Origin of the sequence: Micromonospora sp. NPDC051300, assembly GCF_044455315.1 — a bacterium.
Taxonomy (GTDB): domain Bacteria; phylum Actinomycetota; class Actinomycetes; order Mycobacteriales; family Micromonosporaceae; genus Micromonospora; species Micromonospora robiginosa.
In genome coordinates, this window is sequence record NZ_JBITEP010000002.1 from 52,272 (window position 1) to 77,796 (window position 25,525).

A 25,525-nucleotide genomic window follows, 5' to 3' on the forward strand; every position below is an offset into this window, starting at 1 on the left:
GTGCTGCCCGCCCTCGCCGGCAACCGGGTTTGCCGGGCCCGAGGTGTTAAGCGGGGGCCCCGCCTCTACCGAATGCGTTAAGCGGGGGCCCCGCCTTACCGCGCGTAGCGCAGCACCACGACGCCGCTGTCGAACGGGCGCGCGGAGGTGAGCGTGAACCGGTCGGGCGAGAAGCCCCGCTCGACGAGCGGGATGCCGCTGCCCACCACCACCGGGTTGAGCTTGACCACCAGCTCGTCGACCTCGTCGAGGAGCTGGCCGGCGAGCTGGCCGCCGCCGCAGAGCCAGATGTCGGCGCCGGGCCGCGTCTTCAGCTCGCGCGCGAACGCCGCCGGGTCGCCGGTCACCACCTCCACGTCCGGGTGGTCGGCCGGGGGCAGGGAGCGGCTGAAGACGTACTGCTTCAGGTGGGCGTAGGGGCTGGTGACGCCGATCTTCAGGCCCGGCTCGTAGGTGCCGCGACCCATCAGCACGGTGTCGAAGCGGCCGCGGGGCGGGGAGGCGACGCCGAGCTGGTCGTGGGCGAACGTGGGCAGCGTCTGCGGCCACTCGGCCACCAGGTAGGGCGCCACGTCCGGCTGCAGGGGGAGGAAGTCGAAGGACCCGTCGGGCGCGGCGATGAAGCCGTCGAGGGTGCTGGCGACGAAGTAGACGAGCTTGCGCAAACCGACTCCGATGTCCGGGGTTACCACGACGGCTGTCGTGGTTCGACGAATGTACAACATCTGTCGTGGTTGGTGCTAGGCTCGGCGACGTGGCCCGGAACACGGAACGCCGTACCCTGCTCGCCGACGCCGGCCTGCGGGTCCTCGCCGCCGCCGGCGCGCGCGGCCTGACCCACCGGGCGGTCGACGCCGAGGCCGGCGTGCCCACCGGCACCGCCTCCAACTACTTCCCGTCCCGCGCCGCGCTGCTCGCCGGCCTCGCCGAGCGGATCTTCGACCGGATGGCGCCCGACCCGGCCGTGCTGGCCGACCTCGGCCGCCGGGAACCGTCGCTCGCGCTGGTCACCGACTACCTGCGCGACGTCGTCGCCCGCACCACCCGCGAGCCCGACCTCACCCGGGCGCTGCTGGAGCTGCGGCTGGAGGCCGCCCGCCGGCCCGAGCTGCGCGCCGCGCTCGGCGACGTGCTCCGCCGGGGGTACGCCGACGACGTCGCCTTCCACGTCGCCGCCGCCCTGCCCGGCGGGGCGTACGAGGTGGCGCTGCTGCACTACGCCGTCGACGGGCTCCTGCTCGACCTGCTCACCACCTCGATCGACGCCGGGTTCGACCCCGATCAGGTGGTCTCCTCCCTGGTCTCCCGCCTGGTCGGTGGCGCGGCGCTCGCCCCCTGACCGGTCCACCGCCCGGGTTACCCCACCGCATACCGCGGGAACGCTGGTCCGGACGCCCCTGGGAAGGAGCATCGGATGAGGGCTGGCACCGGACTGACCATCGGTGTGCTCGGGTCGTACGGAGGTCGCAACCTCGGTGACGAGGCGATCCTCACCGGCCTCCTGGCCGACCTGCGCCAACACGAACCGAACGCGCGGATCATCGTGTTCTCCCGTAACCCCGCGCACACCGCGCTGGCCCACCCCGAGGTCGAGGCGGTGCCGTGGGAGGGCGTCAGCCGGGTCGACTCGTCCCAGGTGCTCAACCAGCTCGACCTGCTCGTCCTGGGCGGCGGAGGGATCCTCTACGACCGGGAGGCGCGGCGCTACCTGCGGGTGGTCCGGGTCGCCCAGGAGCGGGGCCTGCCGCTGCTGACCTACGCGGTCGGAGTGGGTCCGCTCACCGACGGGGTGGACACCGGCATGGTGTGCGAGACGCTGGCGCAGGCGGTCGAGGTGACCGTCCGCGACCAGGAGTCCCGGATGGTGCTGGAGGAGGCCGGCCTGGTCAACCCGATCACCGTGACCGGTGACCCGGCGTTCCTGCTGGAGCCGGAGGAGTTTCCCACGCAGTGGCTGCGTGAGGAGGGCGTACCGGCCGGTTCCCGGCTGGTGGGGCTGAGCGTGCGGGAGCCGGGCCGGGCCGCCGAACGCCTCGACGTCGACGGCTACCACCGGCTGCTCGCCCAGATCGGCGACTTCCTGGTGCACCGGATCGACGCGCACGTGCTGTTCGTGCCGATGGAACGCGACGACATCCGGCACTCGCACGGGGTGCTGTCGCACATGATCGCCGCCGACCGGGGCCGGATCCTGCACGGCGACTACCGGCCGGCGCAGATCCTCGGCCTGATGCGGCACTTCGACCTGGCGGTCGGGATGCGCCTGCACTTCCTGATCTTCGCGGCCATGATGAACACGCCGTTCCTGCCCCTGCCGTACGCCGGCAAGGTCTTCGACCTGGCCCAGCGGCTCGGTGTGCCGGCGCTGCGCGGCATGGAACGGGAGGTGGAGGGCCCGTTGCTGGCCGAGGTGGACCGGCTGTGGGACGAACGGGCGGCCCGGGCCGACGAGACCGCCCGCCGGGTGGCCGAGGTGTGCGAACAGGCGCGCGGCACCTCGCAGGTGACCCGCAGCGTGCTGGACAGCATTCGGGCCCGGGTGTTGACGCCGGTGGCCTGAGCCGGCGCGGTCAGACCGCCGGGCCGCGCGAGGTGTAGACCCACTCGTGCTCCGGCCGGTCCCCGGACTCCAGCTCGTAGATCTCCGCCTCCGCCAGCCCGCCCGGCCCGAGGTGGTGGTGGGTCAGCGGCGGGCGGCCGTTGCTGTCCAGCTCGACCGTGACGGTGTCGCCGTCGGCCGCGCCGCCCACCAGGGGGATCTGCACCGTGGAAGCCATGCGCCCATCCTGCCCCGGCCGGCGGGCCCGCGCAGCGGATAGCGGGGCAGCGGGCCGCCCGTCCGGGCGACTAGGGTCTGGCGATGGCGACCCCGACGATCGATCCGACACTGGGTCCGGTCCTCGCCCGCACGGGCGACGAACGGGCGATCCTCGACGCGTTCCTCGACTTCCACCGCGCCACCGTGCTGCGCAAGGCGCGCGGCCTCGCCGACGCCGACGCGGCCCGGCGGCTGGTGCCCTCGCTGACCACCCTCGCCGGGCTGCTCAAGCACCTGACCGTGGTCGAGACCAACTGGTTCGCCAGGTTGTTCGACCCGCGGCCGGGCGACGTCTACCTCACCTCCCAGGCCGACGCCGACGCCAGTCACACGCTCGACCCCGACGACACGGTCGCGGGGCTCGCCGCGGCCTACGAGGCGGCCTGCGCCCGCTCCCGGGCGATCGCCGCCCGCGTCGACCTCGGGCACGTGGTGCCGCACCCGCAGCTCGGCGAGGTGTCGCTGCGCTGGGTGCTGGTCCACCTGATCGAGGAGACCGCCCGGCACGCCGGGCACGCCGACATCCTGCGCGAGCTGACCGACGGCGAGACCGGCGCGATCTGAGCCTCAGGCCCGGGGGAGCAGCCCGTCCGGATACTCCATCCCGTCGTGGGCGCACGCGGCGGCGGCCACCCGGGCGGCGTACCGGGCCGCGTCCGGCGCGGTGGCCCCGCGCAGCCGGGCGGCGATCAGGCCGGCGGCGAACGCGTCCCCGGCGCCGTTGGTGTCCACCACCGGTGCCGGCGGCGTGGCGGCGGGCACGTGCGCCGGCGGCGCGTCCGGGGTGTGCAGCGTCGCGCCGGCCGCCCCGCCGGTGACCAGCACCGTGCGCGGTGCGAGCGCGGCGGCCTCCTCGCCGGCCCGCTCACCCAGCTTCACGTCGCTGACGAACACCACGTCGGCGGCCTCGGCGAACGGGCGGTGGTAGTCGTTGTCGCCGTCCCAGTCGTGCAGGTCGGTGGAGAGCGACGCCGCGCCGCGCAGCACCGGCAGCGCGTCCCGGGCCCAATCCATGATCGACACGTGCGTGTGGGCCGCCTCGGCGACCAGCGCGGCCAGCTCCGCGTCGGCGAACGGCGGCGGCCCGGACCAGGGCCGGGGGTCGTAGAGCGACATCCGCCGCCCGGCCGGGTCGACCAGGTTCACCGAGCGCCGGGTGCCGGCGGGCGCGTCCACCAGCACGGTCCGCACCGACGTCCGCGCCAGCGCCGCCCGCACCACGTCGCCGGCCGGGTCCGCGCCGAGCACGTCGACGAGCGTCACCCGCAGACCCAGCGCGTGCGCGGCCAGCGCCACGCCGGCGCCGGTGTTGCCGATCCGCAACTCCACCGGGGGCACGGTCAACGAGTCGGCGGCGGGCAGCGGCAGCGCGGGCACCCGGGCGCGCACGTCCACGCCCAGCCCCCCGATCACGAGCAGGTCGACCATGGCGCCGACGATAACCGCAGCCGGCCGCCTATCCTGGCCCCGGGCGTCGTCGAGGGGGAAACGCGTGCTGGTCATCCACGGGCTGTGGCTGCCCGGCGCCGGGCTCGCCCTGTGGGCCGAGGACGGCACGCTGCCCGCCCGCCCCCCGCGCCGCCCCGGTCGCGCCCCCCGGGAGCGGCCGCACCCGTTCGCCGCCGACCACGCCACGCTTGCCGCCGCGCTCGGCCCGGTCCCGGGTCGGCCGGTCTCCGTGCTGCTCGGGCTGCCCACCCGGGCCGGTTCACCGCTGGACTCGCCGGAGCTGGTCCGGGCCGCCGTCGAGGAGCCGGTCCGCGGTCCGGTCACCCGCGCCGGCTGGCGGGTCCCGGCCCTGGCGTACCCGCCGGACGACGCGTACGCGCTGTTGCGCGCCGCCCCGCCGGACCCGGTCGGGGCGAGCCTGCGGCACCTCGCCGAGCTGGCCGACTTCGCCGCCGACCTGGTCGCGCGCGGCCGCCTCCTCCCCACCCTGCGGGTTAAGGAGGGGCCCCCTCTTGACGCCTCCGGTAGAGAAGGGTCCCCTTCTCACCACTCCGCCCGAACAGGGCGCCGGATGCGGGCGGTGGACGAGTCGGACGTGGCGACCGGGCGGGCGCTCTGGCGACCGTTGCTCACCGGCACCGACGCGGCCTGGGCCCGTGACCTGGCGTCGGCCCTGCCCCCGGCGGCCCGCGCCGCGCGGGCGTGGCAGCCGGCGCCTTCGGGCGCGTCTGTTGTCGCCCGAACGACCACAGGCGCACCCGAAGCGGCGGACGGCCGATCGACGGCGACGTCGCGGCGGCCGGCGGACGGCGAGCCGGGCTCGGGCGGCTCGTCCGGGTGGGCGGGATTCGACCTGAGCGGCCCGCCGGGTGAGGCGGTCTCGGTCGCCGGTGGTCCCGGTTGGCGTGGGCGGGTCGAGGACGTCGGGCCCGGGGAGCTGGTGGCGGACGCGCTGGACGCGCTCGTCGACGCCGCCGCCCGGGTGGCCCTGGCCGACACCCGGCTGCACCGGGGGATGCGCCCCGGCGGTCCGGTGCCGCGCTGGCTGGCCGCGCTCACCGGCCCGGACCGGACGTTCCCCGCCGAGCCGGCCGCGCTCGCGACGCTGCGCGCCGAGCTGGACGCCTGGCAGCGCGACGCCGCCGGTGGCGCGGTACGGGCCACGTTCCGCCTGGTGGAGCCGCCCGTCGACCCGGTCGCCGAGCTGGTCGAGGGGGGCGCCTGGCGGGTGGAGTTCGGTCTGCACCCGGCCGACGAGCCGGGGCTGGTGGTCGACGCCGGGCACATCTGGCAGCGGCCCGCCCCCGCGCTCGCCGCCCGGGGCGTGGACCCGCAGGAGACGTTGCTGGCCGAGCTGGGCCGGGCCAGCCGACTCTGGCCGGAGGTGGACGCGGCCCTGCGTACCGCCGCCCCGGAGGGGATGGAGCTGGACGCCGACGGCGCGCACCGGTTCCTGCGCGACGGGGCGCCGGTGCTGCACGCGGCGGGCTTCGGCGTACTGCTGCCGTCCTGGTGGCGGCGCTCCTCGTCCCGGCTGGGGGCGAGGCTGCGCGCCCGCAGCCGCACCGCGCCGGGGGCGGTCGCCACCACGGCGGGCGGGCTGGGGCTGGACGCGCTCGTCGACTACCGCTGGGAGGTGGCGCTCGGCGACCAGCCGTTGACCGCCGAGGAGCTGGCCGCGCTGGCCGACCTGAAGTCGCCGCTGGTGCGGCTGCGCGGCCGGTGGGTCGAGCTGGACCCGCAGCGGCTGGAGACCGGCCTACGGCTGCTCCGCTCCTCGGGTGAGCTGACCGTGGCGGACCTGCTGCGGATGGGGCTCTCCGGCGAGGAGCGCGCCGGCGAGCTGCCGGTGCTGGACGTGGTCGCCGACGGGGCGCTCGGCGAGCTGCTGGCCGGCGAGGCGGAGCGGCGGCTCACCCCGGCCGACCCGCCGCCGGGTTTCGTCGGGACGCTGCGGCCCTACCAGCGGCGCGGGCTGGCCTGGCTGGCGTTCCTCCAGTCGCTGGGGCTGGGCGGGATCCTCGCCGACGACATGGGGCTCGGCAAGACCGTGCAACTGCTCGCGCTGCTCGCCGGCGACCCGCCGGGCGCCGGGCCCACGCTGCTGGTCTGTCCGATGTCGCTGGTCGGCAACTGGCAGCGCGAGGCCGCCACGTTCGCGCCCGCGCTGCGCGTACACGTGCATCACGGCGCCGAGCGCGCCCGGGGGGAGGAGTTCGCCGCGGCCGTGCGCGCGGCGGACCTGGTGGTGACCACCTACTCGGTGGCCGCCCGCGACGCGTTCGAGCTGGCCGGCGTCGACTGGCACCGGGTGGTGGTGGACGAGGCGCAGGCGATCAAGAACGCCGCGACCAGGCAGGCCGAGGCGGTCCGCTCGCTGCCCGCGCGGCACCGGGTCGCGGTCACCGGTACGCCTGTGGAGAACCGCCTCGCCGACCTCTGGTCGATCATGCAGTTCGCCAATCCGGGGCTGCTCGGCCCGGCCGCGGTGTTCCGTAAGCGGTTCGCCGAGCCGATCGAGCGCCACGGCGACGCCGAGGTGGCCGAGCGGCTGCGCCGGATCACCGGCCCGTTCGTGCTGCGCCGGCTCAAGACCGACCCGACGATCATCACCGACCTGCCGGAGAAGCTGGAGATGGAGGTGCTCTGCAACCTCACCGCCGAGCAGGCCGCCCTCTACCGGGCGGTGGTCGACGACATGATGACGAAGATCGAGTCCAGCGACGGGATCGAACGCCGAGGGCTGGTGCTGGCCACCATGACCCGGCTCAAGCAGGTCTGCAACCATCCCGCCCAGCTCCTGCACGACGGTTCCGCCCTGACCGGCCGCTCCGGCAAGCTGGAACGCCTCGACGAGATCGTCGACGAGGTGCTCGCGGCGGGGGAGAAGGCGCTGCTCTTCACCCAGTACGCCGAGTTCGGCGGGATGCTGCGTGGGCACCTGTCGGCGCGTACCGGTCGGGAGGTCCTGCTGTTGCACGGCGGCGTCGGCAAGGCCGACCGGGACGCCATGGTGGCCCGGTTCCAGACCCCCGACGGCCCGCCGCTGTTCGTGCTCTCGCTCAAGGCCGGCGGCACCGGACTCACCCTGACCGCGGCCAACCACGTGGTGCACGTCGACAGGTGGTGGAACCCGGCCGTCGAGGACCAGGCCACCGACCGGGCGTTCCGCATCGGCCAGCGCCGGCGGGTGCAGGTACGCAAGTTCGTCTGCGCCGGCACCGTCGAGGAGAAGGTGGCCGCGATGATCGCCGACAAGCGGAGCCTGGCCCGGTCGGTGGTGGGCAGCGGCGAGCAGTGGGTGACCGAGCTGTCCACCGACACGCTGCGGGAGCTGTTCACGCTGGAGGCCGGGGCGGTGGTCGAGTGAGCCCGAGCTTCGACGACTACGGGCCGCCGCGCCGGGTCGAGGGCGGGTTACGGGCCCGCAGCACCCGGGGCGCGATCGGCCGGTCCTGGTGGTCCCGGCGCTTCCTAGAGGTGCTGGAGTCGTTCGCGCTCGGCTCCCGGCTCACCCGGGGCCGGGCGTACGCGCGCCGGGGCCAGGTGCTGCGGCTGGACGTCACACCCGGTCAGGTCAGCGCCGAGGTGCAGGGCTCCCGGCCGAGCCCGTACCCGGTGCGGATCGGGCTGGCCGCGTACCCGGAGGAGGTGTGGCGGCGGATCGAGGCGGAGCTGGCCGGGCAGGCGTTCTTCAGCGCCCGGCTGCTCGCCGGTGACCTGCCGGCGGAGCTGGAGGAGTTGTTCGCCGCGGCGGGCGCGCCGCTGTTCCCGACGGAGGTCGGCGAGTTGGCGCAGCGGTGCGGCTGCCCCGACTTCGCGGTGCCGTGCAAGCACCTGGCAGCCACGTTCTACCTGCTCGCCGAGGCGTTCGACGCCGACCCGTTCCAACTGCTGCACTGGCGCGGCCGGTCCCGGGACGACCTGCTCGCCCGCCTGCGTACGCTGCGCGGCACCCGCTCCGAGGGCACGGCCGCGGGTCCTGGCGCCGTCGGGCCGGGCGGCGCGGGCCCGGGGAGTACGGCGATCCCGGCCGTGCCGAGCGGCGGGGCACTCCCGGCGGCCGGGGCCGACGAAGACGCCGCGCCGCTCGGGCCGGCGACGTCGCCGGTGGTCGGTGCCGGGCGTGTGCTGGTCGGGCTGCCGTCGGTCGAGCCGGCCGAGGAGCTGGACCGGTTCTGGCACTCGCCGGTGGCGCTGCCGGACCGACCGCCCACCCTGGACACCGGCGCGGAGTTGCTGCTGCGGCAACTCGGCCCGCCCGGTGCCGAGATCGGCGGCCCCGGCCTGGCCGAACGCCTGCGCCGCGCGTACCGCGCGTTCGGCGGCGCTGACGCCCCGGACGGTTAACAGGGGGCCCCGCCTCTACCGGAGGCGTTAAGAAGGGGCCCTTCCTTACGGTCACAGCAGGCGGCGGCGGAAGCGCCACATCAGGGCGGCGTTGGCGACCAGCACCGTGGCGCAGATCGCCCCGGCCAACCGCCCGGCCAGCACGGTCATCGCCGGCAGCGACGCCCACAGCACGATGGTCATCAGCATCATGTACCGACCCCGGCGGCCCTTGATCCGGCTGTCCAGCCGGGCCACGAACCTCGGGTCGCTCTCCCGAAGCTGGCGGGTAATTTGTTCGAACCTGCGCTGATCCTCTTGGCTGAGCATGGCGGTGCCTTCCCCTCACGGCTTCAGCGGTTCGGCGGCATACCCGGATCCCAGGGGTGTCACGCGCTGCCGCTGCTGCTTGTTTCGCCGGGGTCGGGCAGGCGGGCAGGCACCGGTCGGGCACCTCAGCGCAGGCTTATCCGTACCTTAAGTTTCCCTGTTGTGGTGAACGGGTCCCGGGGCGTCCCGGTGGGCCGAAACCTCGCGTCCGGGTCGTCCGCGCCCGGGTCGGCCCTGCTCCGGAAGGGGGTCCGCCAGGTCCGTGGCGGTCGGCGCCCGGCCCGGGGCCTGAGCACCGTCTTAAGTGCGCGTGGGCGCGCTTCCGGCCCGCCTTGAGCTGCCGGGACGGGCTGGCTACTTTCCCGTAGCAACTCTCCGGCAACCGTCGCCGCCCCTGCCACCCAACCCCCGGGTAACAGGCGTGCCGGCGCTCGAAGAAAACGGGATAGGTACATGGCCGACCTGAACGTGCCACCGCGTCGACCTCGGGACGACCGCGGCTGGGACGGATACCAGCACCCCCACCCGGACGGGTACCGCGACCTGGACTCCGCCGCACCGTACGCCGGCGGGTACCCCGCGCCGACGCCCCAGCCCGCCCCGGGTCCGCAGTGGGTCGGCCCGCACGGCTTCGCCCCCGCCGGCCCCGCGCCCCAGCAGGGCGGCTACCCCCAGCAGGGCGGCGGCTACGCCCAGCAGGGCGGCTACGCCCAGCAGGACGGCGGGTACGGCGCGCAGGGCGGCTACGGCCAGCCCGCCGGTGGCTACCCGCCGCCGTCCGGGCCGGGACTGCCCACCCTGGACGACGACTCCGACGACGCCCCGAACCGCGGCCGGCGCCGCGCGCTCGCCACTCTCGGTGGCGCGGCGGTGGTCGCCGGCGGTGCGGCGTTCGCCCTGTCCCCGCAGCTCCGTGGCCTGTTCTCGGACGGCCCGGAGGCCGGTGACGCCACCGGCACGGTGACCACCGACGGCACCCAGGCCCGGCCCAGCGGCCAGCAGCCCAGCACGGTGCGGACCTACACCGAGCAGAACGAGAGCTACATGGGCTCGCGGGCCGGTGCGGCGCTCAAGCGCAACGCCCCGGCCGGCGGCCGGCTCTTCGGCAGCCCGGCGGCCGCCGCGGCGGCGACCGAGGTGACCGTGAAGACGGTGCTCGCCAAGGACCCGATCCGCCACCTGTTGAGCCGGACCACCTTCGGCCCGACGCCGAAGATGATGGCCGAGGTCAAGAAGGTCGGCATCGACGACTGGCTGCGTGGTCAGCTCGAGCCGGAGAAGATCGCCCCGACCAAGGGCGAGCTGAAGCTTGCCGACCTGCCCTCGCTCAAGCTCAGCCCCACCCAGCTCCGCGACCAGCGCGACCAGCTCAACGAGCGCGGCGTCGACCCGGCCCGGGAGACGGTGGACGCCACCATCGCCCGGCAGATCTGGTCCGACCGCCAGCTCTTCGAGGTGATGGTCGACTTCTGGAACGACTTCCTGCACGTGGCGGCCGACTTCGACGGCGGCGAGACCTACCGCAACGCGTTCGACCGGGACGTCGTCCGCAAGCACGCGCTGGGCAGCTACCCGGACATGCTCGTCGCGGCGAACAAGCACCCGGCGCTGCTGCTCTACCTGAACCAGGTCGACTCGCGCAAGGACGCGATCAACGAGAACCTGGCCCGGGAGAACCTGGAGCTCTACTCGGTGGGCGTCGACGGCGGCTACACCGAGAAGGACGTGCGGCAGGCCGCCATGCTGCAGACCGGTCGGGGCGTCGCGGACGGCAAGTACATGTTCTTCGCCGACCGGCACTACGTCGGCAAGGTGAAGATCCTCGGGTTCAGCCACGCCAACAACTCGAACGACCCCAAGGTCGCCGACAAGGTGATCGACTCGTACATCCGGTACATCGCGCTGCACCCGTCCACCGCGAAGTACGTGGCGCAGAACCTGGCCACCCGGTTCGTCTCCGACACCCCGCCGAAGTCGATCGTGGACCGGCTGGCGAAGGCGTACACCACCAACAAGGGCAACATCCGGCCGGTGCTGGCGACGCTGTTCAGCTCCTCGGAGTTCTGGGCCTCGGTCGGCCAGAAGGTGCGCCGCCCGATGGAGTACCTGGTGGCCACCTACCGGTCGCTCGGTGTCGGACCGGACGCGATGCCCGGCTTCGACGGCGACAAGCGGCGCACGCCGTTCGCCCAGGGCCTGCGGCAGATCCAGGACAAGATGCGCGAGCTGGGCCAGTACCCGATGGGCAAGCCCACCCCGGACGGCTACGCCGACGTCTACCTGGCCTGGACCTCCGCCGGCACCATGGTCGACGGCTGGAACGAGGCAGGCGAGCTGCTCGGCGGCTGGCGCAAGCAGTTCACCTACGTCAAGCCGGAGAAGCTGGTGGCGAAGCCGCCGACGACCGCCGGGGCGTACGTGGACGCGCTGGCCGTGAAGCTGGTGCACCAGAAGCTCAGCGCCAAGGAGAAGAAGCTCGTGCTCGCCGTGGCCGGGGTGTCCGAGGGCGCCAAGGTCGACGCCACCTTCAACGGGGCCATCGCCGCGGTCGCGCGGACGATCCTCGCGTCCCCCCAGCACCACCTCCGGTGAGGCATTCGATGGAGATGACCGTGAACCCGTACCCCCTGCACCCCGAATGCCCCGACGTGCGGCGGCTGGCCGACAACCCGGCCGAGGCGCTGCTGCGCGCGGAGGCGGACATCGTCGCGGCCGAGAACGCGGCCGAGGCGGACCGGTACCGCCGGCTGGAGGAGGTCGAGGAGGCCCAGCAGGACGGCCGGGGCGTCACCCGGCGTACCTTCGTCGCCGGCGCCGCGGCCACCGCGACGGCGCTGGCCACCGCGCAGTTCGTCACCACCTCGGCGTCGTTCGCCGCGACCAAGACCGGCACCCTGATCCACGTCTTCCTCTACGGCGGGCTGGACGGGCTGAGCCTGGTCGCGCCGGCCAACGACCCGGTGCTCGGCAAGGCCCGCCCGGACCTGCTGCTCGGCAACGACTCGCTGGCCCTGGACCGCGGCTTCAAGCTGACCAGCGCGTTCGCGCCGCTGGAGAAGTGGCTGAAGGCCGGGCAGCTCGGCTTCGTGCCGGCGGTGTCCGACCCGCGGCTGTCCCGCAGCCACTTCCAGGCCGCCGACGCCTGCAACCTGGGCGGCCTGCCCGGTGAGACCGGCGGCCGGGGCTGGCTGGACAGCCTGGTCGACACGCTCGGCAAGGGCACCGCGTTCCGCAGCGTCGGCATCGGCAGCACGCTGCCCCGCTCGCTCGTCGGCGTGAACGGCGCGCTCGCCCTCAACAGCGTCGGCGAGCTGCGGCTCAACGGCGACGACAAGTACCGCGCGGCCACCGAGAAGGCGATCCGCGGCCTGTTCACCGGGATCAACCACCCGGTGGAGGACGCGGTCATCGAGGGCATGGGCGCGCTGGCCACCGCGCAGAAGCTCGCCGCCAAGCCGTACGCGGCGGCGGCCGGCGTCAAGTACGAGGGCGTCGGCAACGCGTTCCAGCAGCTCGCCCAGCTCATCAAGGGCGGGGCGAACGTGCGGGTGGCGACCGTCGGCATGGGCGGCTACGACACCCACGAGAACCAGGGCACCAGCGAGGGCGGCCAGCTCTGGCGGCGGCTCAACGAGCTGGCCGCCGCCATGGCCGCGTTCTTCACCGACCTGGGCGACAAGGCCTCGGACGTGACGATCATGGTGTCCAGCGAGTTCGGCCGGCGGGTCGCCTCGAACAGCGGCGGCACCGACCACGGGCACGGCGGTGTGGTCACCGTGCTGTCCGGGCGCAAGCTCGCCGGCTCGCTGCTCGGCACCTGGAACGGGCTCAGCAAGCTGGACAGCGGCGACGTGCCGGAGTACAACAACATGTTCAACGTCTACGGGTCGGTGGCCCAGGGCCGCTTCGGCCTGACCGCCGCCCAGGTGGACAAGGTCTTCCCGAGGCAGAAGTTCACCCCGATCAAGATGTACGCGTGACGTATCAGCACACCGACGCCGCCGGCCGTCGTACCGGGCACTCCGCCCCGTACGGCGGCCGTCCGGCTGCTCCCGTACCACCGGGCCGGCCACGCCGCGGGCCCGGCGGTCGGCGGGCCCTGACGGCGGCCTTCTGGCTGGGCCTGGTCGCCGCCGTCCTGCCGTGGTGGCTGGACACCCCGGCGGGCTCGTTGACCGACACCGCCGACCTGCTCACCGCGGGCGGGCGGATCACCGGCCTGATCGCCGGCTACCTGCTGCTGGTGCAGGTGCTGGCGATGAGCCGGCTCGGCGTGCTGGAACGCTCGCTGGGCGGCGAGCGGATCTCCCGGCTGCACCGCGACCTCGGCGCGACGTTGCTGGTGGCGGTGCTGACCCACATGTCGTTGCTGGTGGTGGGTTACGCCCGGCAGGAACGCAACTCGGTGTTCGGCGAGGTCGGCGCGCTGCTCTCCGACTACGAGGACATGCTCTCCGCGTTCGCGGCCGCCGGCGTCATGGTGCTTGTCGGGTTCACCGCGGTGCGCGGCGTGCGCCGCCGGCTGCCCTACGAACTCTGGTACGTCCTGCACCTGACCAGCTACCTGGCCCTGCTGCTCGGCTACGCGCACCAGTTCAGCAACGGCGCCCAGCTCTACGAGCCCGGGCCGGTGCGCACCGGCTGGATCGCCGCGTACCTGCTGGTGGTGGCCGCGCTGCTGTGGGGCCGGGTGATCTCGCCGCTGGGGTTCAACCTGCGGCACAAGCTGCGGGTGGCGGACGTGGTGGCGGAGAGCCCGGACACCATCTCGATCTACCTGACCGGGCACCGGCTCAACCAGATCGACATGCTCGGCGGTCAATATTTCCGCTGGCGTTTCCTCAACCCCGGCTGCTGGTGGGAGTCGCATCCGTTCTCGGTCTCCGCGGCGGCCAACGGCCGCTGGCTGCGGCTCACCGTGAAGGTGGTCGGCAAGCACACCGCCGAGCTGCGGGACCTCACCCCGGGCACCCGGGTCTGGGCGGAGGGCCCGTTCGGCACGTTCACCGCGGCGCACCGCACCCGGGAACGCGCCCTGCTGATCGCCGGCGGCAGCGGCATCGCGCCGCTGCGGGCGATGCTCGAGGAACTGCCGCCGGGCGCGGCGCTGATCTACCGCGCGCGGCAGCCCGCCGACGTGCTGCTGCACCGGGAGCTGGACTGGCTCGCCCAGGCCCGGCAGACCTCGGTCTGGTACGTCATCGGCCGCCGCGACGACCCCGGGCCACGTCAGGTGATGAACCCGGAGGGGCTGCGCCGGCTGGTGCCGGACCTGACCCGCCGCGACGTCTACCTGTGCGGGCCGGGTGGCCTGGTCGACGAGTCCGTCAAGGTGTTGCGGGCGGCCGGCGTGCCCCGCCGCCAGATCCACCTCACCGCGTTCGAGTTGTAGGGAAGGCACCCATCATGCGTCGCGCGCTCCTGGCGATCACCGGACTGGCCGCCGGCACCACCGCCCTGGTGGTGCTCAAGGGCGGCCCGGGCGCCGGTCCGGCCACCGCCCAGGAGCTGCCGGCCGCGCAGGCCCCGGTCGTACCGGGCGGCTCGCCCGCGCCCGGCGACGCCGTCGCGCCCTCGGCCGCCGCGCCGAGCGTCTCGGCGACGCCCGGGGCGTCGGCCAAGCCGAGCGCCAAGCCGTCGGCGGACCGGAAGCCGGCCAGCCGGGGCAGCACCCGCACCAGCACCACCCCGGCCGCGCCGAGGACCACGACGAAGGCGCCCGCGAAGCCGACCACCCGGACGGTCACCGGCCCGTCGGTCAGCTACGAGTACGGCTCGCTCCAGGTCCGGATCACGCTCAGCGGCAGCCGGATCGTCGACGCCACCGCGACCGGTATGCCGCTGGGCGGCCAGTCCGGGCAGCGCAGCGACGACGTGCAGGCCCGCTACAGCGGCAGCTCGGGCGAGGTGGTGGCCAAGCAGAGCGCCAACCTGAGCACCGTCTCCGGCGCCACCTACACCAGCACCGCCTACAAGCAGTCGCTGCAGGCCGCGATCGACAAGGCGTGAGTTCGGCCGCCGCCCGGCCCGGCCTGCGCCGGGTCGAGCAGATCATGGGTACGGCGATCAGCCTCGACCTGGCCGACGACCTGCCCGCCGCCACGCTGCACGAGTTGGCCGAGCGCACGTTCGCCTGGATGCGCGAGGTGGACGCGCGGTTCAGCACCTACCGCGACGACAGCGAGGTGTGCCGGCTGGACCGGGGCGAGTTGCCGCCGGCCGAGGCGTCCGGCGACCTGCGGGCGGTGCTGGAGCGCTGCGCCGACCTGTGGACGGCCACGGACGGCTTCTTCGACGCGTACGCGACCGGCCGGCTGGACCCGTCCGGCTTCGTGAAGGGCTGGGCGGCGCAGGTCGCCTCGGACCGGTTGGTGGCGGCCGGCGCCCCGAACCACTGCGTGAACGCCGGCGGCGACGTGCGGGTACGCGGCCGCACCGCGGCCGGTGAGCCGTGGCGGATCGGCGTGCGGCACCCGTGGGACCCGTCGGCCACCTGCCTGGTGCTGACCGGGACCGACCTGGCGGTCGCCACCTCCGGTGTCTACGAGCGCGGGCACCACGTCGTCGACCCGCGCCGGGGCGCCCCGGCGCGGGGCTTGCGCTCGGTCACCGTGGTCGGCCCGGATCTGGGCGAGGCGGACGCCTACGCGACGGCCGCCGTAGCCATGGGCGAGCCCGGCATCCCCTGGCTGGACCGCCTCCCGGCCCCCTGGCAGCACGCCGTGGTCACCGAGGACGCCCGCCTCCTGCACTCCCGCACCCTCCCCCTGAGCCCCTGACCCCGTCGATCATGAACTTGGCGGGCGCGCCGCCCGGCGTGTCGTGCCGCCAACTTCATGATCGACGGAGCGGCGCGGGCGGGCGGGGCGGGGAGAGGGTGGGGTCAGCGGAGGGGGCGGTGGAGGATGGCGGGGCGGGAGCCCGGGGGGCGTGGGGGGCCGGGGCGGGCGCCACGGGGGCGGGTGAAGGTCCAGGGGTGCGGGCGGCGACGGTGGTGCCGCGGTGGTTCGGTGCCGCCGGTGTGGCGGGCCGCGTCGTCCGTGGACATCCTCAACCCCCGCTCTGGCGCGAGATGCGCCCTCGCCAGACACAACGAGTGCGGTGGCGGGGAGGTCGCTGTCGGCCAGTTGTCGCCTCAGCGCCCGCGCCGGGGCAGCGGCAGGTGGCCGGGGAGCGGGTCCGGGGTGAGCGTGACCCCGGCCGCGCGCAGCGCCGCGATCAGCGCGTTCTGCACCAGGTAGGAGTCGGGCATCTGCCACCGTGCCTGTTCCGGCGCGACCGCCCAGCGCACCGTCCCCTCGGGGAGCCGGGTCGGCGGGGCCGGGATCCACGAGCCGGGGCCGTGCCGCACCACGTGGAAGCAGTGCTCCAGTTCCGGCCGCAGCGGGTCGCCGGGGCGGACCAGGAACATCCAGCGGCCGGTCGGGGTGACCAGCACCGGCCCGCGTACGCCGAAGCCGGCCGGGTGGGTGGCGACCGCGTCCAGCACCCGCCGGCCGAGGTGCGCGGCGACCTCCAGCACGTCGAACGCGTGCCCGGTGGGCAGCAGCACCCCGTGCGGGCGGTGGCGCCACCAGGTGGCCACCCGGGCCGGGTCGGCGCTGGCCGCGTGCTCCCAGTTCTCCAGCGCCGGGTGGCAGCCCACGGTGGGGCAGCCGGCCCGGCCGCAGACGAACCGACTGTTGGCCAGGCAGGCGCCCGGCGTGACCGGCCAGCCGTGCAGCGCGTAGCGGACGGCGACCCGGCGCAGCCGTACCCGCTCCAGCGGCGACAGGTGAGCGACGCGCGGTCGGACGTTCCCCCACATGTGTGCCATCCCCTCTCGCCCCACCGAATCCGTCCACCGCCACACGTCGAGAACCGTCACTGCCGTAACCCGCGATCGTTGAGTTGACGAACGGCCGGTGCAACTTGCACGAAAACTACGAGAACTGGCTGGACGGCTGACGCACAACCTGTGCGACCAGGGCAAATCTGGTGGACGCGGGGGTAGCGGCCGGCGCTGACCGGGGGAGGGGGCAGGCGTGGACGAACTACCCATAGGCCGGCGGGTGGCCTATTGGCGGAGTCGCCGCAAGATGTCCCAGCAGGTCTTCGCCGACCGGCTCGGCAAGTCGAAGAGCTGGGTGGACAAGGTGGAACGCGGCGTCCGCCGGCTGGACAAGTTCTCCGTGCTCTACGAGATCGCCGACATCCTCCAGATCGACGTGCAACTGCTGCACGGCAAGGACCCGGAGCGGCGCACCGACGCGCTCAACTGCATCGACCAGGTCGAGGTGGAGGAGATCCGCACCGCCCTGGAGCGGTACGACTCGATGAGCGCCTACTTCGACGCCGCGCCCTACCCGCCGGCGCTGGACGACATGCGCAAGGCGGTCAACCACGCCTGGCTCACCTACCAGTACGGCCGCTACGGCATGCTCACCCGCGCCCTGCCCAAGCTGCTGCGCGACGCCCAGGCGGCGGACGCCACCTACGACGGCGACGACCAGGGGCGGGAGGCCGCCCACCTGCTCGGGCAGGTCTACCAGATCGCCTCCTCGGTGTTGCGCAAGCTGGGCGAGTGCAACCTGTCCTGGCTGGCCGCCGACCGCTCGATGGCGGTCGCCCAGCGGGCCGACGACCCGCTGCTCGCCGGCATCGCCACCACCCGCGTCTGCAACGCCCTCGTCGCGATGGGCCGCCCCCGCCCCGCGCTCGAACTCAACGTGCGGATCGCCGACCGGCTCGCCCCCGGTGGCGACAAGGGCGCCGATCCCGGCCGCCTCTCCGTCTACGGCATGCTGCTGCTCCAGGGCGCGATGGCCGCCGCCCGGATCGGCGACTCGGCGACCGTGGACGACCTGATCAGCGGCGCCGCCGAGGCGGCCACCCTGCTCGGCGGCGACCACAACCACTACTGGACGTCGTTCGGCCCGACCAACCTGGAGCTGCACCGCGCCGCCGCGGCGGTCGAGTTGGGCGACGGCGGCCGGGCGGTGGAGACGCACCAGCGGTTGAACGGGCACGCCTTCAACGCGCTGCTGCCCGAGCGGCGCGCCCACCACCTGCTCGACCTGTCCCGGGCCTACTCCCAGATCGGTGACGTCGGCAACGCCGGCGACATGCTGTTGCAGGGCGACCGGCTCGCGCCGTCGGAGATCCGGTGCCGGCCGATCGCGCACGAACTCATGTCCGAGATCCTCCGTCGCACACGGGGTGCGCCGCCTTCGCCGATCGCGGAGTTGGCTGAGCACATGGGAGTCGGAGTATGAGCGCGGACCCGACCGGATGAGCGGTCCGCACACCAGCACCGGGCACCGTGGGGTGCTCTACGTCATCGCCTGCGGCTCGCCGCTGGCCCGTCACGTCGGCCGGCTGGTCGACCTCGCCCAGTCCGACGGCTGGGCGGTCTGCGTGGTCACCACCCCGGACGGCGCGAAGTTCGTCGACCGCACGGCGTTGGCCCGGCAGACCGGCCACCCGGTCCGGACGCACTACAAGAACCCGGGGGACCCGGACGTGCTGCCCGCGGCGGACGCCATGCTGGTCTGCCCGGCCACGGTCAACACGATCAACAAGTGGGCGGTCGGCATCACCGACACGCTCGCGCTCGGCCTGCTGGTCGAGGCGCAGGGGCTCGACGTGCCGATCGCCGCCGTCCCGTACACCAACGTGGCGATGGCCGGGCACCCGGCGTTCCGGACCAGCCTGGCCCGGCTCGCCGAGTGGGGCGTCCGGGTCGTCTTCGGCGACCACGTGGTCCGGCTGCACGCGCCCGGCACCGGCGAGCGGCACCTGGACGCCTTCCCCTGGGACGCCGGCCTGGCCGCCCTGCGCGGCACGGCACGTCCGGTCGCGCCGGTCGCCCGGGCGGGGTGAGCGCGAGGGCTCCCGGCGCCGTCCGGGAGCCCCGCCGGCCCGCCGTGGACGTGCCGACCGCCGGACGCCGGTAAGCTGGCCGGCCGTGAGCACAACCGGATCGCCGCCCTCGGTGGCCGACGTGGTGGCCGCCCTGGACCGCCGTTACCCGCCCGCCTGGGCCGAGGAGTGGGACCGGGTCGGCCTGGTGCTGGGCGAGCCCGACCAGCCGGTACGCCGGGTCGCCTGCGTGGTCGACGTGGTTCCGGAGACGGTCGAGGAGGCGCTCGCCGCCGGCGCCGACATGATCGTCGCGCACCACCCGCTGCTGCTGCGCGGCGTCTCCTCGGTGGCCGCCACCACGTACAAGGGGCGGATCGTGCACCGGCTGATCAAGGCCGACGTGGCGTTGTACGTGGCGCACACCAACGCCGACGTGGCCGCCCCGGGCGTGTCCGACGCGCTGGCCGGCCGGTTCGGCCTGACCGGGCTGCGCCCGCTGCACCGGCCGCGCCCCGGCTCACCGGCGGACGGCCCGGGTCGGGGCATCGGCCGGGTGGGCGAGCTGCCCACCCCGATGACACTTGCCGAGCTGACCCGGCTGGCCGCCCGCGTGCTCCCCGTCACCGCCTGGGGCGTTCGCGCCGCCGGGGATCCCGGGCGTATGGTTCGTACCCTCGCCGTCAGCGGCGGCTCGGGGGACGGGTTCCTCGCCGAGGCGACCGCGGCCGGGGTGGACGCGTTCCTCACCGCGGACCTGCGCCACCACCCGGCCGGGGAGCACCTCGCCGCCGGCGGCCCGGCCCTGCTCGACGCCGCCCACTGGGCGACCGAACGACCGTGGCTGGACGACCTGGCCGCCCACCTGGCCGCCGAGCTGGGCGTCGAGACCGTGGTGTCCGACCTGGACACCGACCCCTGGACCGTGCACGCCGCCGCGCCCCGACCGGACGACAAGGAGCCCCGACCGTGAAGGCTGACCCGAAGGTGCAGCGTCGCCTGCTCGACCTGCAGGCGATCGACACCACGCTCGCCCAGCTCGCGCACCGCCGCCGGAGCCTGCCGGAACGGGCCGAGCTGGAGGCGCTCGCGCGCGAGCTGTCGGCGCTGGAGGACGAGCGGGTCCGTGCCCAGGTGGCCGTGGACGACCTGGACCGGGACATCGCCCGGTTGGAGAAGGACGTCGACCAGGTCCGGGCGCGCAAGAGCAAGGACGAGGCCCGGCTGGCCTCGGGCAGCGGCCCGGCCCGGGAGCTGGAGGCGCTCCAGCACGAGCTGGTCTCGCTCAACCGCCGGCAGAGCGACCTGGAGGACGCCGAGCTGGAGCTGATGGAGCAGCGGGAGACCGCGCAGGGCGTGCTGGACGGCATCGAGAGCCGGATCGCCGAGGCCCGGGAGCGCCGGGGCGCGGCCGAGCAGCGCCGCGACGACGCGCTCGCCGAGATCGCCAAGGAGGAGGAGTTCAAGCGCACCTCCCGCCGGCCGCTCGCCGACGACCTGCCGGCGGACCTGGTCACCCTCTACGACAAGATCCGCGAGGACACCGGGATGGGCGCCGCGCTGCTCACCGGCGGTCGTTGCGGCGGCTGCCGGCTGGAGCTGTCCGGCGCCGACGTGGCGCGGATCCGCAAGGCCGACCCGGACGACGTGGTCCGCTGCGAGGACTGCCGCCGGATCATGGTCCGGACCAACGAGTCGGGACTGTAGCCGCCGTGGCGGTGCGCGCGGTCGTGGTCGAGGCCGACGGCGGCTCCCGGGGCAACCCGGGTCCCGCCGGCTACGGCGCGGTGGTCCGGGACCCGGAGACCGGTGAGGTGCTGGCCGAGCGGTCGGAGTCGATCGGCACGGCGACAAACAACGTGGCGGAATATCGCGGCCTGATCGCCGGGCTGGAGGCCGCCGCCGAACTCGGCGCGGCCGAGGTCGAGGCGCGGATGGACTCCAAGCTGGTGGTCGAGCAGATGTGCGGCCGCTGGCAGATCAAGCACCCGGGGCTGCGCCCGCTCGCCGCGCAGGCCGCCGGGCTGGTCGGCCGGTTCACCGCCGTCCGGTTCACCTGGATCCCCCGGGAGCGCAACAAGCACGCCGACGCCCTCGCCAACGCCGCGATGGACGCCGCCGCCGGCCGGCCCCCGACGGCGGCGCGCGTCGCGGAGCCGCCGCGCGAGGTCGCCGGTCCGGACTCGCCGGGCCGGGCCGCGGCCCGCGAGGTGGCCGCCCGCGCCGCCACCGCGAAGGCCACCGGCACCGACCCGGCCACCACCCCCGCCTCCTGGGAGCCCCGCCCGACCGAGGAGGGCACCCGACTGATCCTGGTGCGCCACGGCGAGACCGAACGCACCGTGCAGAAGCGCTACTCGGGTCGCGGCGACGTGCCGCTGACCGCGCGGGGCCGGGCCCAGGCGCGGGCCACCGCCGCCCGGGTGGCCGCGCTGGCGCCGTCCGTCGCGGCAGTGGTCAGCTCGCCGCTGTCGAGGTGTACGGCGACCGCCGAGGCGATCGCCGCGGTGGTCGGCAACCCGCCGGTACGCCCCGACGACGACCTGATCGAGTGCGACTTCGGCATCTGGGAGGGGCGCACGTTCGCCGAGGTGCGCGACGGTTGGCCGGGCGAGCTGGACGCCTGGCTCGCCTCCACCCGGATCGCCCCGCCGGAGGGGGAGTCGTTCACGGCGGTCGCCGCGCGCACCGGCCGGGCGGTGGACCGGCTGCGGTCGGCGTACCCGGGGGAGACCGTGGTGGTCGTCTCGCACGTCTCGCCGATCAAGCTGGTGCTGCGCGACGCGCTCGCCGCCGGCGACGCGTTCCTGCACCGGCTCTACCTGGACACCGCGGGCGTCTCGGTGCTCGACCTGTACCCGGACGGCGGCGTCGCGGTCCGCTCGGTCAACGACACCGCCCACCTCTCCGGCCTGTGACGACCGGCTGACAGCCGGCCGTTCGGCGCAGCCGGGCGGCCGCTCGGCGCATCGACGTCCGCCTGTCGAACGTGACCGCGCTCACATGGTCGTAGCCTCCGGCCGTCACATGGCCCGCTACGACTTCCCGGAGGGTGTCACATGGACGCACCGGAACCGGAGGCGCCGGACACGGCGCGATCCCGGGCGAAGGACAAGAGTCCCTGGAACTGGCTGCTCTTCATCCCGATCGTGGTGCCGCTGATCCCGGCATTCTTCAACGCCGACTCGCCCCGGCTGTTCGGGTTCCCGCGCTTCTACTGGCTGCAACTGGCCTGGATCCTGCTGGGCGTCGGCACCACCACGCTGGTCTACCAGATGACCAAGAAGAAGCGGGGTGAGCACTGATGTGGCGTGACCACCTCACCGAGATCATCGTCTTCTCCGTGCTGTTCCTGCTGGTCAGCGCCATGGGCTTCGTGGCGGCCCGGTGGCGCCGGCCGCAGGACATGGCCCACCTCGACGAGTGGGGGCTGGGCGGGCGCAGCTTCGGCGGCTGGATCACCTGGTTCCTGGTCGGCGGTGACCTCTACACCGCGTACACGTTCGTCGCGGTGCCGGCGCTGATCTTCGGAGCCGGCGCGGCCGGGTTCTTCGCCGTGCCCTACACGATCGTGATCTATCCGCTGGTGTTCCTGGTGCTGTGCCGGCTCTGGTCGGTGTCGCACCGGCACGGTTTCGTCACCCCGGCCGACTTCGTCCGCAACCGGTTCGACTCGCCGATCCTGGCGCTGCTGGTGGCGATCACCGGCATCGTCGCGACCATGCCGTACATCGCGTTGCAGCTCGTCGGCATCGAGGCGGTGCTGAAGACGATGGGCGTGACCGGGGACAGCGCGCTGGCCCGGCACCTGCCGATCATCATCGCGTTCGCGATCCTGGCCGCCTACACCTACCAGTCGGGGCTGCGCGCGCCGGCGCTCATCGCGTTCGTCAAGGACTCGCTGATCTACGTGGTGATCCTGGTGGCGGTGATCTACCTGCCCTACAAGCTGGGCGGCTGGGGCAGCATCTTCGACGCCGCCGACGCGAAGTTCCAGGCGACCCCGGCGCCCGGCGACGGCATCCTGCTCAACGCCAACAACCAGCTCCAGTACGTCACGCTGGCGTTCGGCTCGGCGCTGGCGCTGTTCCTCTACCCGCACAGCATCACCGGCGTGCTGGCCAGCCGGAACCGGGACGTGATCAAGCGGAACATGTCGGCGCTGCCGGCGTACAGCCTGCTGCTCGGGTTGATCGCGCTGCTCGGCTACATGGCCATCGCGGCGAACGTGAAGCCGCTGCCCGGCGCCAAGGCCGGCAGCGTGGACGGCAACACGGTGGTGCCGTTGCTGTTCGACCAGCAGTTCCCGGACTGGTTCGCGGGCGTGGCGTACGCGGCGATCGGCATCGGCGCGCTGGTGCCGGCGGCGATCATGTCGATCGCGGCGGCGAACCTGTTCACCCGCAACATCTACAAGGAGTACCTGAAGCGGGACGCCACGCCGGCGCAGGAGGCGAACGTCTCGAAGATCACCTCGCTGGTGGTGAAGGTCGGCGCGGTGGCCTGCATCGTCTTCCTCGACCCGCAGTTCTCCATCGACCTCCAGCTCATCGGCGGCGTGATCATCCTGCAGACGCTGCCGGCGGTGGCGCTGGGGCTCTACACCCGCTGGTTCCACCGGGGCGCGCTGATCGCCGGCTGGGTGGCCGGCATGGGCCTGGGCATGTGGATGCTCTACCAGATCGGCAACCCGGCGACCGGCAAGAAGCACTTCGCCGGCTCCGCGTTCCCGCTCTCCGAGTTCGGCTTCGACACCAAGAAGACGATCTACGTGGGGATCGTGGCGGTGCTGGTGAACCTGGTGGTGGCCGCGCTCGGCACGCTGGTGCTGCGGGCGGCGAAGGTGGCCGACGGCGGCGACGGCACCACGCCCGACGACTACTTCGCCGACGAGGGGACGCCGCGGGCCGCCGCCGACCGCGCCGACTCCGCCCCCGAACCCGTGGCGTGAAAGGAGGGGCCCCCTGTTAACGCATTCCGCATAACAGGGGGCCCCTCCTAACAAACACCCTCAGCGGCGACGGTTGCGTGCGTCGAGCGCCTCGTTGAGGCGGTGCAGCAGCTCCGCGAGGGTGTCGCGGTCCGTCTCGGACCAGGCGGACAGCATCTCGCCGTAGAGCCGAGTGCGGGCGGCCCGCACGGCCGCCATCCGCTGGAGCCCGGCCGGCGTCGCGGAGATCACCGTGCCGCGCCCGTCGGCCGGGTCGGGGGTACGGGAGATCAGCCCGTCGCGTTGGAGCGCGGAGACCTGCCGGGTGACCGTGGAGCCGTCCAGGTTGAGCCGGGCGGCGAGCGCCGAGACGTTCTGCGGCCCGGCCACGTCGAGGTGCCGCAGGATCACGTACGCGGCGCGGTCGAGCAGCCGGTGCTCCATGGTGCCGGTGCCGCGCCGGGTGGCCTCGCCCAGCCGCATCAGCAGGGCGACCTCGGTCTCGATCCGGCCGAGTGTGACTTCCTTCGCGTGGTCGTCGTCGCTCATAGCTGTATGATACAAGGAAATTACCTGTACGATACAGCTATCTGGGAGGTTGCGGAGTGGATCGGCGATCCGAGCCCAACCGCAGTGCCATCTACGCCACCACGCTCGTGGCGTTCCTCGCCATCGCCGGCATCGCGGTGGTGGACCCCATCCTGCCCGCCATCGGCGAGGCCATCGGCGTCACCGCGTGGCAGGTCGAACTGCTCTTCACCGCGTACATCGCGGTGATGGCCGTCGGCATGATCCCGGCCACCCTGGCCAGCGGCCGGTTCGGCTTCAAACCGGTGCTCGTCACCGGCGTCTCGGTGGTCGGCCTGGCCGCCATCCTCGCCTCGTTCAGCAACGACATCGTCCAGCTCTCCGTGCTGCGCGGCGTCTGGGGGCTGGGCAACGCGATGTTCTTCGCCACCGCCATGGTGGTGCTGGTCAACCTGGCCAACGACCGGGAATGGGTGGTCGGCCTCTTCGAGACCGCGCTCGGCCTCGGCTTCGCCGTCGGCCCGCTGATCGGCGGCCTGCTCGGCGAGGTGAGCTGGCGACTGCCGTTCTTCGTCTGCGGCATCTTCATGGTGCTCGCGCTCGGCGTCGCCGCCCGCAAGCTCCGCGAACCCACGACCAAGCAGGCACCGGTACGCGTCGGCCAGATCTTCGCCACCTACCGCAAGCCGGCGTTCATCACCCTCTGCGTGGTCACCGCCGCCTACAACTTCGTCTTCTTCGTGGTGCTCGGCTACACGCCGCTGTTCCTGCGCCTCGACGTCATCCCGCTGGGCCTGGCGTTCACCGGCTGGGGCCTCGGCCTGGCCGCCGGCATCCTGCTGATCGGGCACCGGCTCGCCCACCGCATCGGCGCGGTGCAGACCGTCGGCGTGGCAGTCGTCGGCCTGCTCGTCTGCATGGTCCTGTTCGCCACCTCCACCGGCACCGCCATGTCGCTCGTCGTGCTGGTCGTCGCCGGCCTCTTCATGGGCCTGGCCAACGCCAACCTGACCGACCTGGCGCTCGGCCTCGGCTCCGCCGACCGACGCGTCGCCACCGGCGCGTTCAACCTGGTCCGCTGGGGCGCCGCCGCGCCCGCGCCGATCATCTCCGGCAAGCTCGCCGAACACGGCCTGGCGCTGCCGTTCTGGGTCGGCTTCGGGGTGCTCGCCGTCGGCGTGCTGGTCTACCTCGCCTTCGGTCACCTGATGGCCGCCGGCTACGGCGAGCGGGTGGTGTGGAACCGGGCCGCCCGGACCGCCGAACACGCCCCGGAGGAGCCGGTCGGGGAGGCGTACTGA

24 protein-coding genes are annotated in these 25,525 nt (G+C 73.9%); 18 read left to right on the forward strand and 6 right to left on the reverse strand.

Annotated elements, in window-relative coordinates; genetic code table 11:
• Window positions 1-95: 95 nt before the first annotated feature.
• Window positions 96-692 (reverse strand): dihydrofolate reductase family protein, encoded by a 597-nt coding sequence (locus ACIA5A_RS03350; RefSeq protein WP_396755945.1) that lies wholly within the window; start codon window positions 690-692, stop codon window positions 96-98.
• A gap of 62 nt (window positions 693-754) precedes the next feature.
• Between ACIA5A_RS03350 and ACIA5A_RS03355 the strand changes: the two genes are divergently transcribed.
• Both ACIA5A_RS03355 and ACIA5A_RS03360 read left to right on the forward strand, forming a co-directional pair.
• Window positions 755-1,339 carry a TetR/AcrR family transcriptional regulator gene (locus ACIA5A_RS03355; protein WP_396755947.1) on the forward strand — a complete coding sequence of 195 codons (585 nt, stop codon included), beginning with the start codon at window positions 755-757 and terminating at the stop codon, window positions 1,337-1,339.
• 75 nt (window positions 1,340-1,414) lie between these two features.
• Window positions 1,415-2,560 carry a polysaccharide pyruvyl transferase family protein gene (locus tag ACIA5A_RS03360; protein WP_396755949.1) on the forward strand — a complete coding sequence of 382 codons (1,146 nt, stop codon included), beginning with the start codon at window positions 1,415-1,417 and terminating at the stop codon, window positions 2,558-2,560.
• A gap of 10 nt (window positions 2,561-2,570) precedes the next feature.
• Here the strand turns inward: ACIA5A_RS03360 and ACIA5A_RS03365 are convergent, their stop codons facing one another.
• Window positions 2,571-2,777: a hypothetical protein gene (locus ACIA5A_RS03365; protein WP_396755951.1), complete on the reverse strand. Its 207-nt coding sequence runs from the start codon at window positions 2,775-2,777 to the stop codon at window positions 2,571-2,573.
• An 83-nt stretch (window positions 2,778-2,860) separates the two neighbouring features.
• Here ACIA5A_RS03365 and ACIA5A_RS03370 point away from each other — a divergent pair, with 83 nt between their 5' ends.
• Entirely contained in the window at window positions 2,861-3,382 is a 522-nt protein-coding gene (locus ACIA5A_RS03370; protein WP_396755952.1) for a DinB family protein, read from the forward strand.
• 3 nt (window positions 3,383-3,385) lie between these two features.
• Here ACIA5A_RS03370 and ACIA5A_RS03375 read toward each other — a convergent pair whose 3' ends face one another.
• On the reverse strand, window positions 3,386-4,246 hold the full coding sequence (locus ACIA5A_RS03375) for a carbohydrate kinase family protein (protein ID WP_396755954.1): 861 nt from the start codon (window positions 4,244-4,246) through the stop codon (window positions 3,386-3,388).
• A gap of 64 nt (window positions 4,247-4,310) precedes the next feature.
• On the opposite strand from ACIA5A_RS03375, the gene ACIA5A_RS03380 reads away from it, so the two are divergent.
• Both ACIA5A_RS03380 and ACIA5A_RS03385 read left to right on the forward strand, forming a co-directional pair.
• Complete coding sequence (locus ACIA5A_RS03380) at window positions 4,311-7,637, forward strand: SNF2-related protein (RefSeq protein WP_396755956.1); 3,327 nt, start codon at window positions 4,311-4,313, stop codon at window positions 7,635-7,637.
• Window positions 7,634-8,617 carry an SWIM zinc finger family protein gene (locus tag ACIA5A_RS03385; RefSeq protein ID WP_396755958.1) on the forward strand — a complete coding sequence of 328 codons (984 nt, stop codon included), beginning with the start codon at window positions 7,634-7,636 and terminating at the stop codon, window positions 8,615-8,617. The genes ACIA5A_RS03380 and ACIA5A_RS03385 overlap by 4 nt, the downstream gene beginning before the upstream one ends.
• A 51-nt stretch (window positions 8,618-8,668) precedes the next feature.
• On the opposite strand, the gene ACIA5A_RS03390 is transcribed toward ACIA5A_RS03385, so the two are convergent.
• Window positions 8,669-8,926 (reverse strand): DUF3040 domain-containing protein, encoded by a 258-nt coding sequence (locus ACIA5A_RS03390; protein WP_396755960.1) that lies wholly within the window; start codon window positions 8,924-8,926, stop codon window positions 8,669-8,671.
• 453 nt (window positions 8,927-9,379) lie between these two features.
• Between ACIA5A_RS03390 and ACIA5A_RS03395 the strand changes: the two genes are divergently transcribed.
• Genes ACIA5A_RS03395 through ACIA5A_RS03415 form a run of 5 tightly spaced genes read left to right on the forward strand, consistent with a single transcriptional unit; the run spans window position 9,380 to window position 15,705 of the window.
• Entirely contained in the window at window positions 9,380-11,518 is a 2,139-nt protein-coding gene (locus ACIA5A_RS03395) for a DUF1800 domain-containing protein (RefSeq protein WP_396755962.1), read from the forward strand.
• Between the two features lie 14 nt (window positions 11,519-11,532).
• Complete coding sequence (locus ACIA5A_RS03400) at window positions 11,533-12,906, forward strand: DUF1501 domain-containing protein (protein WP_396756485.1); 1,374 nt, start codon at window positions 11,533-11,535, stop codon at window positions 12,904-12,906.
• Complete coding sequence (locus tag ACIA5A_RS03405) at window positions 12,903-14,318, forward strand: ferric reductase-like transmembrane domain-containing protein (RefSeq protein ID WP_396755964.1); 1,416 nt, start codon at window positions 12,903-12,905, stop codon at window positions 14,316-14,318. The genes ACIA5A_RS03400 and ACIA5A_RS03405 overlap by 4 nt, the downstream gene beginning before the upstream one ends.
• Before the next feature lie 14 nt (window positions 14,319-14,332).
• A complete protein-coding gene (locus tag ACIA5A_RS03410; protein ID WP_396755966.1) occupies window positions 14,333-14,935 on the forward strand; it encodes an FMN-binding protein in 603 nt (200 codons plus the stop codon).
• 44 nt (window positions 14,936-14,979) lie between these two features.
• Window positions 14,980-15,705, forward strand: a complete 726-nt coding sequence (locus tag ACIA5A_RS03415; protein ID WP_396756487.1) for an FAD:protein FMN transferase — start codon at window positions 14,980-14,982, stop codon at window positions 15,703-15,705.
• A gap of 356 nt (window positions 15,706-16,061) precedes the next feature.
• Here the strand turns inward: ACIA5A_RS03415 and ACIA5A_RS03420 are convergent, their stop codons facing one another.
• Window positions 16,062-16,733, reverse strand: coding sequence for a bifunctional DNA primase/polymerase (locus ACIA5A_RS03420; RefSeq protein ID WP_396755968.1), 672 nt, complete (start codon window positions 16,731-16,733; stop codon window positions 16,062-16,064).
• 217 nt (window positions 16,734-16,950) lie between these two features.
• Here ACIA5A_RS03420 and ACIA5A_RS03425 point away from each other — a divergent pair, with 217 nt between their 5' ends.
• The 7 genes from ACIA5A_RS03425 to mctP all read left to right on the forward strand — a co-directional run bounded on the left by ACIA5A_RS03425 (window position 16,951) and on the right by mctP (window position 23,717).
• Window positions 16,951-18,180: a helix-turn-helix domain-containing protein gene (locus tag ACIA5A_RS03425; RefSeq protein ID WP_396755970.1), complete on the forward strand. Its 1,230-nt coding sequence runs from the start codon at window positions 16,951-16,953 to the stop codon at window positions 18,178-18,180.
• Between the two features lie 16 nt (window positions 18,181-18,196).
• The gene (locus tag ACIA5A_RS03430; protein WP_396755972.1) at window positions 18,197-18,787 is read left to right on the forward strand and encodes a flavoprotein; all 591 of its coding nucleotides are present in this window, start codon (window positions 18,197-18,199) and stop codon (window positions 18,785-18,787) included.
• Between the two features lie 85 nt (window positions 18,788-18,872).
• Window positions 18,873-19,739 (forward strand): Nif3-like dinuclear metal center hexameric protein, encoded by an 867-nt coding sequence (locus tag ACIA5A_RS03435; protein ID WP_396755974.1) that lies wholly within the window; start codon window positions 18,873-18,875, stop codon window positions 19,737-19,739.
• Entirely contained in the window at window positions 19,736-20,473 is a 738-nt protein-coding gene (locus ACIA5A_RS03440; protein ID WP_396755976.1) for a zinc ribbon domain-containing protein, read from the forward strand. The genes ACIA5A_RS03435 and ACIA5A_RS03440 overlap by 4 nt, the downstream gene beginning before the upstream one ends.
• A 5-nt stretch (window positions 20,474-20,478) precedes the next feature.
• Window positions 20,479-21,684 (forward strand): bifunctional RNase H/acid phosphatase, encoded by a 1,206-nt coding sequence (locus ACIA5A_RS03445; RefSeq protein ID WP_396755978.1) that lies wholly within the window; start codon window positions 20,479-20,481, stop codon window positions 21,682-21,684.
• Between the two features lie 141 nt (window positions 21,685-21,825).
• Entirely contained in the window at window positions 21,826-22,071 is a 246-nt protein-coding gene (locus tag ACIA5A_RS03450; RefSeq protein ID WP_396755980.1) for a DUF3311 domain-containing protein, read from the forward strand.
• The gene (gene mctP / locus ACIA5A_RS03455) at window positions 22,071-23,717 is read left to right on the forward strand and encodes a monocarboxylate uptake permease MctP (RefSeq protein ID WP_396755982.1); all 1,647 of its coding nucleotides are present in this window, start codon (window positions 22,071-22,073) and stop codon (window positions 23,715-23,717) included. Before ACIA5A_RS03450 ends, mctP begins: the two co-directional genes overlap by 1 nt.
• 60 nt (window positions 23,718-23,777) lie before the next feature.
• Here mctP and ACIA5A_RS03460 read toward each other — a convergent pair whose 3' ends face one another.
• The gene (locus ACIA5A_RS03460) at window positions 23,778-24,245 is read right to left on the reverse strand and encodes a MarR family winged helix-turn-helix transcriptional regulator (RefSeq protein WP_396755984.1); all 468 of its coding nucleotides are present in this window, start codon (window positions 24,243-24,245) and stop codon (window positions 23,778-23,780) included.
• Window positions 24,246-24,301: 56 nt separating this feature from the next.
• Here ACIA5A_RS03460 and ACIA5A_RS03465 point away from each other — a divergent pair, with 56 nt between their 5' ends.
• Window positions 24,302-25,525, forward strand: a complete 1,224-nt coding sequence (locus tag ACIA5A_RS03465) for an MFS transporter (protein ID WP_396755986.1) — start codon at window positions 24,302-24,304, stop codon at window positions 25,523-25,525.